This is a genomic window from Candidatus Flexicrinis affinis, from assembly GCA_016716525.1.
Classification (GTDB): Bacteria; Chloroflexota; Anaerolineae; order Aggregatilineales; family Phototrophicaceae; genus Flexicrinis; species Flexicrinis affinis.
The window spans coordinates 335,039-344,752 of sequence record JADJWE010000007.1 but is presented as its reverse complement, the minus strand read 5'-3'; the positions used below and the strand labels follow the sequence as shown (position 1 = coordinate 344,752).

10 protein-coding genes are annotated in these 9,714 nt (G+C 62.6%); 3 read left to right on the top strand and 7 right to left on the bottom strand.

The features are described 5' to 3' along the window. From IPM16_19115 to IPM16_19105, 3 genes are all read left to right on the top strand, one after another. On the top strand, positions 1–163 hold a 163-nt coding region (locus tag IPM16_19115; protein MBK9125215.1), incomplete at its 5' end, for a hypothetical protein. Between the two features lie 87 nt (positions 164–250). Beyond that, positions 251–700 carry a hypothetical protein gene (locus IPM16_19110; protein MBK9125214.1) on the top strand — a complete coding sequence of 150 codons (450 nt, stop codon included), beginning with the start codon at positions 251–253 and terminating at the stop codon, positions 698–700. A gap of 11 nt (positions 701–711) precedes the next feature. Beyond that, the gene (locus tag IPM16_19105) at positions 712–1,002 is read left to right on the top strand and encodes a hypothetical protein (protein ID MBK9125213.1); all 291 of its coding nucleotides are present in this window, start codon (positions 712–714) and stop codon (positions 1,000–1,002) included. 1,125 nt (positions 1,003–2,127) lie between these two features. Here IPM16_19105 and IPM16_19100 read toward each other — a convergent pair. The 7 genes from IPM16_19100 to IPM16_19070 form a co-directional block, all read right to left on the bottom strand. Further along, the gene (locus IPM16_19100) at positions 2,128–3,486 is read right to left on the bottom strand and encodes a circularly permuted type 2 ATP-grasp protein (GenBank protein MBK9125212.1); all 1,359 of its coding nucleotides are present in this window, start codon (positions 3,484–3,486) and stop codon (positions 2,128–2,130) included. Positions 3,487–3,488: 2 nt separating this feature from the next. Continuing rightward, complete coding sequence (locus IPM16_19095; GenBank protein ID MBK9125211.1) at positions 3,489–4,442, bottom strand: hypothetical protein; 954 nt, start codon at positions 4,440–4,442, stop codon at positions 3,489–3,491. A gap of 81 nt (positions 4,443–4,523) precedes the next feature. Beyond that, positions 4,524–5,243, bottom strand: coding sequence for an esterase family protein (locus IPM16_19090; GenBank protein ID MBK9125210.1), 720 nt, complete (start codon positions 5,241–5,243; stop codon positions 4,524–4,526). Between the two features lie 14 nt (positions 5,244–5,257). Next, complete coding sequence (locus IPM16_19085; GenBank protein ID MBK9125209.1) at positions 5,258–6,406, bottom strand: S8 family serine peptidase; 1,149 nt, start codon at positions 6,404–6,406, stop codon at positions 5,258–5,260. A gap of 75 nt (positions 6,407–6,481) precedes the next feature. Next, positions 6,482–7,675, bottom strand: a complete 1,194-nt coding sequence (locus IPM16_19080) for an ATP-grasp domain-containing protein (GenBank protein MBK9125208.1) — start codon at positions 7,673–7,675, stop codon at positions 6,482–6,484. Positions 7,676–7,773: 98 nt separating this feature from the next. After that, positions 7,774–8,904: a cystathionine gamma-synthase gene (locus IPM16_19075; protein MBK9125207.1), complete on the bottom strand. Its 1,131-nt coding sequence runs from the start codon at positions 8,902–8,904 to the stop codon at positions 7,774–7,776. A gap of 12 nt (positions 8,905–8,916) precedes the next feature. Beyond that, positions 8,917–9,639 carry a hypothetical protein gene (locus tag IPM16_19070; protein MBK9125206.1) on the bottom strand — a complete coding sequence of 241 codons (723 nt, stop codon included), beginning with the start codon at positions 9,637–9,639 and terminating at the stop codon, positions 8,917–8,919. Positions 9,640–9,714 lie beyond the last annotated feature (75 nt).

The following is a 9,714-nucleotide window of genomic DNA, read 5'->3' as shown; positions in this document are numbered from 1 at the left end:
ACCGACCACACGCACGATGCCCGCGGACTGCCGGCGCGATCGTCGGTCGTTCTCGGAGATGGCCGAGGAAGCGGCGATCTCGCGGCTGTACGGCGGCATCCACTACCGCGCCGCCATCGAGCTGGGGCCTCGAACACGGGCGCTGCATCGGCCGGTAAGGTGAACGGGCCAGTTCCGCGCGCCGTCGGCCTGAGCTGACAACCCTGCGGTATGCTAGAGGAGTCGCGCGACAGCAGCAGGACGCAGACCCATGACCACCGGAAGGCGCAGAGCTTCTACTTTTTTCGACTTTGACGACAACGTCATGTATCCGGATACGTCGATCCTCGTTCAGAACACGATGACCGGCGCAATCGAGAGCGTGAGCACCGGCCAATACGCCCAGATCGCGGCGCGGTTGGGCGTGCCGGGCGAGTGGCAGGACTTCGCCGTCTTCGAGGGGTCGTATCAGCACTTCCGCGATATCCCGGACGAGCAGCTCGAGTCGCCCGATCAACAACACTTCGTCGCGGACATCCGGCATGTGATCGAGACCAAATCGCCGGACGAGTGGCAGGCGCCGTCGTGGGAATTCTTCGAGCACGCCTGCGCCAAGGGCCGGCCGCTGTCGATCATCACCGCGGGCCACCACCCGAACGTGATCCGGGGGATCTGGGTGTTGAAGAGGCCGGGTTCATCGCCGCGGAGCCGAACTACCTGACCATCTATCCGGTGAGCCATATCCCGGCGCGGCTCGAACTGGGCGACGAGAACCTGCACTACACCATCCCGGCGCTCAAGAAGCTGGCGATCATCCGGTCGGTGGAGGTCGGGCTGGGGACGCACGGCCCGAGCCTGCCGCACCAGTTCGGCATGAGCGACGACGACCCGAAGAACCTGCAGCTCATCATTGAGGCGATGAACGAGTGCAAGCGCCTGCACCCGGACAAGCGCTTCTTCGTGTTCCACATGTTCGCCGACAAGAGCGTGAAGCTGGAAGTGCTTCCGCTCGACCCGCCGTGAGGGCCTCTGCGGGGTGCGCGGTTCGTGCCGTGCCGTCAGGTCGCCCGTGGGTTAGTAAAACTGACTATAAGGAGCCTTAAACCGAGGGCGTCAAATCGCGTATTGCCGTCTTGAGTTCAAGAACCTCTATTGGACTATCTTCACCCCAATCGTCAAACCAACAGACTATCAGATCGCACTTGGAAGGATCGTGTCCATGTGATAGGAAGTTCTTGCTTCTGAACTCAAATTCTATGCTTATTCGCTCCCAGCGGTCTCTAGCTATTCGTCGTTTAGCCTCACAATCGGGATATCCTGAGGCAACGCTTTCAACTACAAAGCCAAGCTCAAAAGCAACGATTCCAAATAGGAATACCACACCTTGCTCATTTATGGGAGCGTGTTGGAGACCCCGGAAGTTGAGAAATTGCCCGTACTGACGGTTCTGACTTCCTGTCCAGAATCTGGATTGCGCTGAGTCTGAATTGGCAGCAGCGACATCATCTGTTGAGGCTAGACCCGAATGGAAAACGGGAAGCGCCGCCGAGTACGGAAAGGTCAGTCCCTCTTTATCAATCCAGTCTCGAAAATGTGATAGCACATTGTCCCACCGTCCCCATCTCTTGGTGTAGACGTAATCACTATACTCACATAGTTTCCTGAATTTTGTGCGAGTCGGAATGCCTTGGTACTTCATGAATACATCGTACATTGAACGGAACAGTTCATCGTCATCGATTCGGGTAACGACAGTCGGTTTTAGACCGGCACTCTCTACTAGATCGTTCCATGACTCGAAATGCTGAGGATATGCCACTCCGAAATACCGCTTTCTCGCAAAAACTCTGAACGCGAGACTCTGTCGTGTTGTAGGCGTCGAGCTACATCCTGAACCTGATCGATCAAGTCTTGCCGTGAGAATTGAGCATCAGCCATAACGACTTCTCCCGAAAAGACCTCAAATTCGTACGTATATTGTAACAGCAGGAGGTTTCTACGTCCGACACTAGGAACGAAATCTCGCAACCATTATAGAGCATGACTACGCTCCCGCCTCCCACATCACATTGCGTCCGCGAGCCGCGCAGCGTTCGGCCATCTTCATCGCCGGCAGGTGGGTGGTGCCGGCGGGGATGTTCGGCGTCTCTACGCCCCGGTCTCTTCGATCACGAACACCGGCACGACCGACCCGGTGCCGGCGGTGACGTTGAGCAGGGCGCTGCCGGACAGGCGCGTCAGACAGCCTTCGATGCGCTCGCCGTAGTAGGCGTACGGGTCGGCGTCCACGTACCGCTTGCTGATGTCGAGCCGGCCGTCGATCATCGCCGCGTAGTCGCGCTCGATGGTCTGCACGCGCTCCTGCACCACGTGCGGGGTGGTCATGGCGTGCCCGATCGCCGCGTTCCAGCGGTCGCTGTCGACCTCCCAGCCGATGATGACTCCGCTGCCGCCGTACTCGTCGTTGGGCTTGATCACCAGCTTGTGCCGGTTGTCGGCCACCCACTCCAGCAGGTCGATCTCCTGCCCCTCGTAGGTCGTTTTGCGATCCTGCACGCGGCGCGTCCACGGGATATGCGCGGCGACCGCCTCCAGCTCGCGCGGGGAGAACAGGTGCGCGTTGGTCTCGTCGCTCAACACCGCCAGCGACGCCTTCTTCGCCAGCAGCTTGGCGCTGAACGAGTTGGTGATGAACACCGCGCCGTCGCGCACCGCGCGCACCACGTCGTGCTGCATGCCGAGCTGGTGGATCAACTCGGTGCACAGCACGCGCTTGTAGATGATGTCGACCTTGAAGTCACCCTGATACAGCCCGCCGTCGCGGTATTCGAGCGCCTCCGGCTCGGTCACGATCGACGTATAGCCGTGCGACTCGAAGTACTCGGCGCTCATGTAGTGCTCGTTGCGGGTCGGCACGTTGGCCCAATCCAGCACGGCGATCTGCGGACGGTCATGGCCGCCCCACTCGCGGTAACCGCGCAGGATGCACTCTAGCAGGTGGCTCATGCCGCGCGTCGGCTGAACGCGGTAGCGCTGCTGGAAGCGGTGGAACACCGGCAGGTCTTCGAACACGCCGGTCAGCGTGTCGCCGTAGCCGATGCCGGCCGGAGTCTCGGCGTTGTACTCGACGAATTTGAGGTAGCCGGTCTCGGGCCGGAAGAACGAGTCGAGCCGCGAGGACGTCCACGGCGTGTCGATGCGCGCTTCCTTATCGAAGTGCAGCATCTCCTCCTCGTACGGCTCGAGGTCGAGCTGTTCGCGCAGCTTGGCGTCGTTCATGGCGGCGTCGTGCGCCTTGCGGAAGGCGCTCAGCACCAGCGCCGTGCGCTCGCGCAGGTACTCCCACGCCTCGACGTTGTAGAAGTGCGGGCGCAGCACGCGGCAGACCGGCACGGCGCCAAAATACAGGCGGCGCTCGCGCTGCCACTCCATGAGCTGTTGGTGCGTCTCTTCAGCAAGGCCGCCGACGAGCAGATCGTGGTAGTGCTGGATGGCCTGCTGAATCATGGCTATTTGCTCCGGGCGTTATTCGCCTTTTCGTACCACACGTAGCGCGATCCGGTCGACGCGTCCGACTTGGCCAGCCGAATGCACATATCGGCCATGTGCGTCACCATCCACTCGAAGTGCTTCTTGCCGAGCGAGTTGATGTCCATGTCCGGCGCCGGGTTCATGAAGTCAATGGCGTAAGGGATGCCGTCGCGAATGGCGAACTCGACCGTGTTCATGTCGTAGCCGAGCGCCTCGACCAGCGCGATGCTGTCGCGCACGATGCGGTCGTACAGCTCGCGCGAGAAGTCGTGCTCTTCGAAGTAGCGGCCCGCGCCGTGGCGGCCGGGCTTGTACTTCATCACGTAGATGTCATTTTGGCCGAGGCACATCACGCGCGCGTAGTTGTCCCACGTGATGTACTCCTGCAAGACCATCGTCAGCAGGCCGGACTGGTTGTAGTAGTGCCACAGCTCTTCCATGCTGTGCGCCACGTACACGTCCTGCCAGCCGCCGCCGTGGGCATCCTTGAGGATCACCGGGAAGCCGCCGACGTACTCGACCAGCGTATACCAGTCGAGCGGGTAGGTCAGGTTGCGCAGGCTCTCGTTGGGCACGATGCCGGGGACGTAGCTGTGGTTGGGCAGCACGACCGTCTTCGGATGCGCCACGCCCAACTGGTCGGCGAGGCTGGCGTCGAAGAACTTGTCGTCGGACGACCACATGAATGGGTCGTTGACGACCTTCACCCCTTGCAGCGCCGCGTTCTTGAGGAACGACCGGTAATACGGCACTTCGTGGCTGATGCGGTCGATGATGACGCGGTACGGCACCGCTTCGTTCATGCGCGTCCCGCCGATGTTCATGAACTCGGCGACCACGCCCTCGTTCCGCTTGTTGACCTCTTCGATGAACGCGGGCGGAAACGACCACTCGCGCCCGACAAACAATCCAATCTTCAACGGTTCTGCCATAGTTCACGCTCCCGGCTCGATGCGAGCCTTCTCTTCGTTTAGCAAGGCCGCTCACACAGCGTGCGGCAGCCCGGGTTGCGTCTAGTCGTGTCCGCCGATGTACGCGCGGATCATCTGCTCCCAGTAGCCCCAGTCGTGATTCCAGCCGTTCCACTCGCGCAGGGCGTTGCCGATGCCCTTCGACCACAGCACGCGGCTCATCGTCCGGGAACGATCGAGCAGCGGGTCGTCGCTGCCGGCTACCATGATGATGTCGAGCTGCTGCAGCATGGCGATCCGGCGCGGGTCGTTCTCGCCGGGGATGTACCACGTCGGGTTGTTGAGGTAGACGTGCTCGCCATTCCAGCCGTCCGTCCAGTAGCTGATGTCGTAAATCCCGCTCAGGCCGAGGATACGCCCGACCGCGTCCGGGTGCTTGAGGCCGAAGTTCATCGCGTGGTACGCGCCGAAGCTCGCCCCCAGCGTGATCATGAACGGATTCGGGTTCTTGCTGCGCGACAGCGGCACGACCTCGTTATACAGGTAGTTGTCATACTGCGTCTGCCGCCACGCGCGCTGGCCCGGATGCGCATGACGGTTGTACCAACTTTCGCCGTCGACGCTGTCGACGCAGTAGAACTGCAAGTGTCCATTGTCGATGAACCACGACAGCTTGTTCCACATGCCGCGGTCTTCCCACTCGTAATACTTGCCGCGGCTGGTGGGAAATACGAGTACCCGCGCGCCGGCATGTCCGAAAATGAGCAGTTCCATGTCCCGCTGAAGCGACGGACTGTACCAGCGGTGGTATTCGCGATTCATAGTGATCGTTTCCCCTAGAAGCCGCCAGCGCGCACCATGCGCACTGCAGCGGCGGCATCGAGCACCCCGGCCCCCTGCCGGGTTGACGGCGCGTCCTCCAGCACCTGAGCTGTCCGCTTGAGCACGGCTTTGACCTGCGCCGGCGTCAGTTCCGCATTGACTTCGAGCATCTGCGCGATCACCGACGTCACAATCGGCGTGGCGACCGATGTGCCGTCGACGTGCTGGTGGTACGCGTCGATGAGTTTATGTTCGTAAGCGCGCGCCTGCAACGTGCTCAGCAAGTTGGGGCTGTATGGTTGGCCGAACAGCTTGGTCAGGCCCCTGTCGGCGCTTCCAGACTCCATGAGCTGGCGGATCGGATGTTTCGCTGAATTCTCCAGCAGCGGACCAATCCAGAACGCCTCCCACGCGACCGGCGTGCTTGGCATGATCGGCGATGCGATCCAACGCGCCGGCGCGACCAGATCCGGCTTGTCCGAGCCGTCGTAGGCCAGCCCGCTGTTGTGCCCGTAGAGGCGCCATTCGCTGCGGTCGTCGGTGTTGTTGTCGTCCAGCCCGCCTACGGTAATGGCTTCGGCCGACGAGGCGGGCGGCAGCAGGTGATTCACCGGGCGGTTGCCGGCGGCCGCGACCACGATCACGCCTTCTTGCGTCAGCGTGCGGATCACCAGATGCAGCGGATGTTGGCCGTCGTAGCTGACGAAGTCGCCGCCGACCGACAGGTTCACGACCCGGATGTGGTAGCGGCGGTGATTGGCCAGCACCCACTCCAGCCCGCGCTGTATGTCGACCTCTTTGACCTCGTTCTTGGGACTGCTGATCTTGACCAGCACAAGCTCGGCGCCGCTGGCGATGCCGCGGTACTTCCCGCCGCTGCGCCATCCGTCCCCGGCGCAAATCACGCTGGTCATCATGCCGTGCCAGCTATATGCCGGCGACTTGGACACACTCTGCGACTCGACGATGTCGTCGGTCGTGGCGTCGACGTGGACGCGGATGCGCCCGCGCAGGTCGGGATGCGCATAGAAGCCGCTGTCGATCACCGCGATGGTTACGCCCGTGCCGGTAAAGTCGCTCAGTGCGCCGACCCGCTCCGGCGTCGGTCGCAGCGAGGGCGTGCCGGGTTGGGCGGCGGGATAGTTCGACGTCAGGACAGGCATTAGCGGGGGCTGTCCGGCAGGCAGCGCGTGATCCACGGGCGGGCGTTCGAATCAGGTCGGCAATACACAGGCATGCTAGGCGTCGAGATGGCTTTCGCGCGCCGGTGCGACGGCGAGGAAATCCCGAACGAAACGCTCGCCGTACTCGGCGCGCAGGGCGTCGATCGTGTCGCGTTCTTCACCGGCGATGATCAACCCCGCGTGGTGCGACTTGTGGATGCGCCAGACCACTTCCGGCGCGTTATAGGTGTTGAGGTCCGGCCATTCCTGCTTGGCGAGGCAAACCAAAAGCGTGCCGTGCAGGTTCTTGAGCGGGGGAAGGCTGTACGGTTCGCCGCGCGCGGTGGCGATTTCCAGCTTGGCCCACTCTGCCCACAGGTTTACGCCGGTCGTCGCGGCGACGAGGTCGGCAATGTGCGCGCCGCCGACACGGGCGGCGATCTCCAAGAAATAGAACTCGCCGTCGGCGTGACCCTTGATGAACTCGGCATGGGTCGGGCCATGGCTATGCCCTAACGCCTCGATCACCTGACGATTCATGCGGATGATGGCTTCGGCGTCCGGGTCGCTGGCCGGCAGCGTGTAGGTCGTGAATACGCCGCCGTCATGGCTGACGTTGAGCGGCGGCCTGCCGTAGCGCGACACGTTGACGAAGATCGTTTCGCCGTTCACCGTGAGCGCGTCGGCGTGATACACGTCGCCCGGGACGTACTGCTCCAGCACGCGGAACGAGGCTTGATCGCCCAATTCGTTGATGAACCACCACAGTTCGTCCTTGTTCGCCACGCGCTTGATGCCCATCGCGCCGGCTTCCAGCCGCGGCTTGAGCACCCACGGCGGCGAGACATGGTCGGTATACGCGTGGATGTCCTCGTGGTTGATGACGCCGACGAAGGCCGGCACGCGCAGCCCGGCGCGCGACGTGACTTCTCGCATCGCCAGCTTGTCGCGAAAGTTCTTGGTCTGGGTCATGCCCATGCCGCGCAAACGTAGATGTTCGCGCAGGATCGCCGCCATTTCGACGTCGTACTCGTCCAGCGGGATGATTGCGTCGATCTTCTGAGTCCGCGCCAGATACGATACCGCGTAGAGAACGTCCGGGAGCTTGCTGAGATTGGGCATCTGGAACATCTCGTCGACAGCGTCCCGCGGCCACTCGTCCTTGAGCTTCTCCTCGGTCAAGAGCAGCGTACGCGCCCCTTGTCGTTTGGATTCGTACAAGAGGTCCTCGCCCTTGAGATAACTCGAGATGGCCAAGATAGTTGTCATGGCGTGAGCTTTCGTTCCTACCCCCGAATGGGCGGAATTTTAGCGTGACGTTGTCAACACTTCAACAAGGCGTTAAGGCAAGTCCGCTTCAACGGTTGTCAGTCGGCCAGCGCCGTCCGCAAGTCGTCGATCAGGTCGTCGACGTTCTCGATGCCGACGCTCAGGCGCACCAACTGCGGGGGCACGGCGATGTCGCTGTCGGCGGTGCTGGCGTGAGTCATGCTGTACGGGTGCTCGATCAAGCTCTCCACGCCGCCCAGCGACTCGGCGAGTGCGAACAGCTTCGTCCGCGTGACGAGGCGATGCGCCTGTTCGGCGGTGTCGAGGATCACCGAGATCATGCCGCCGGGGAGGCGCATTTGGCGCTGTGCCAGTGCGTACTGGGGGTGGCTGTCGAGGCCGGGGTAGATGACCTGCCGGACGGCAGGGTGGTCTTCGAGCATGCGCGCGACGGCGGTGGCGTTGCTGCTGTGCCGTTCGATGCGCACGCCGAGGGTCTTGATGCCGCGCAGGGTGAGGAAGCAGTCCAGCGGCCCCGGCACCGCGCCGATGGCGTTCTGCAGAAACTTCAGTTGGGCGTAAATCTCCGGGTCGTTGAGCGCGATCACGCCGCCAACCACGTCGGAGTGGCCCCCAAGATACTTCGTGCTGCTGTGCATCACGATGTCCGCACCCAGCAGCAGGGGCTGTTGGATAGCGGGGCTGCAAAACGTGTTGTCGACGGCCACCAGCACGCGCTCGGGGGCAAGCGCGGCCAGCGCGGCGATATCGGCAAGGCGCAGCATCGGATTGGTCGGCGTCTCCAGCCACAGCAGGCGGGTCGCCGGGGTAAACGCCGCTTTCACCGCATCCAGATCGGTCAGGTCGACCCAGCTGAACGTCAGGCCGTAACGCGCGAGGACTCTCTCGAACAAGCGAAACGTGCCGCCGTACACGTCATCCCCGACGATGATGTGATCGCCGGGGTTGAACAGGCGCATGATCGTGTCGATGGCGGCCAGCCCGCTGGCGAACGCCAGCCCGAACTTACCGCCCTCGATGGCCGCGACGCACTCTTGCAGTGCCGAGCGGGTCGGGTTGTCGGTGCGGCTGTATTCGTAGCCTTTGTGCTCGGCCGGTGCGGCCTGCACGTAGGTCGATGTCTGATAGATCGGCGTCATAATCGCGCCGGTCGTCGGATCGGGCTCCTGACCGGCGTGAATCGCCAGCGTATCGAGATGGTAGGGCATCAGTCCTCTGCGTTAGCTGTCGGCCGTGCCGTTCGTCGGGGTCGGGGTGGGAGCGGTGCGCTGCACTGACTGCCACGTCCCGTTGATCTCGTTGAACCGGAACCACTGACCGTACTGGTTTTGCAGGTAATGATAGCCCGGGCCCTGTTGGAATACACCATCCACCACGTCGCCACCCGGTTCATACTCGTAGTTGGTGACGAAGCCGACCTCGATATCGGCACCCCAGCCCAACCCTTCGCGCACTTCTTCGTTGCCGCGCCAGATCAACCCGAAGCCGCGCACGGGCTGCAGCAAACCTTCGGGCGCGGTCAGCGTCGGGTCGAATTCCATATCGCCTTCTTGGAACAGGTCTTCGTAGACCTGCCACAGGCCGACACCCGGCTCGGTCTCGATCATCACCCAGATCTGGCCGGTCGGCTCAAGCCAGAACATGCGCCCGCGCTCGAACGGCTGCTCGGCAACGTAGATCTGGCGTACGGTGTTGGTCGGCGCAGCTTCGACGCGTGGTTGTGAGTTCGGCTCGTCGGCCGTCGCGGTGGTCATCTCGCTGGGCGAGGTCGTGGCAACCGCCACCGTCGGGGCTTGAGTCGGTTCGGCGGATACGCTCGGAGTCGCGCCTTCGGGTGTCGCCGTCACCACGATGTAGACGATCATCGGCGATTGCGCACACGCCGCGGCCACCATGCTCACGGTGACGATCAGCGCGGCGATCAGAATTAACTTCTTGGCCATGCAGGTACTCCCTTGTGCTCAACGCGATTGTAGCAGAGCCGGCCCGGCGCACAAGCGGCCAGCGGGGAACTGCGG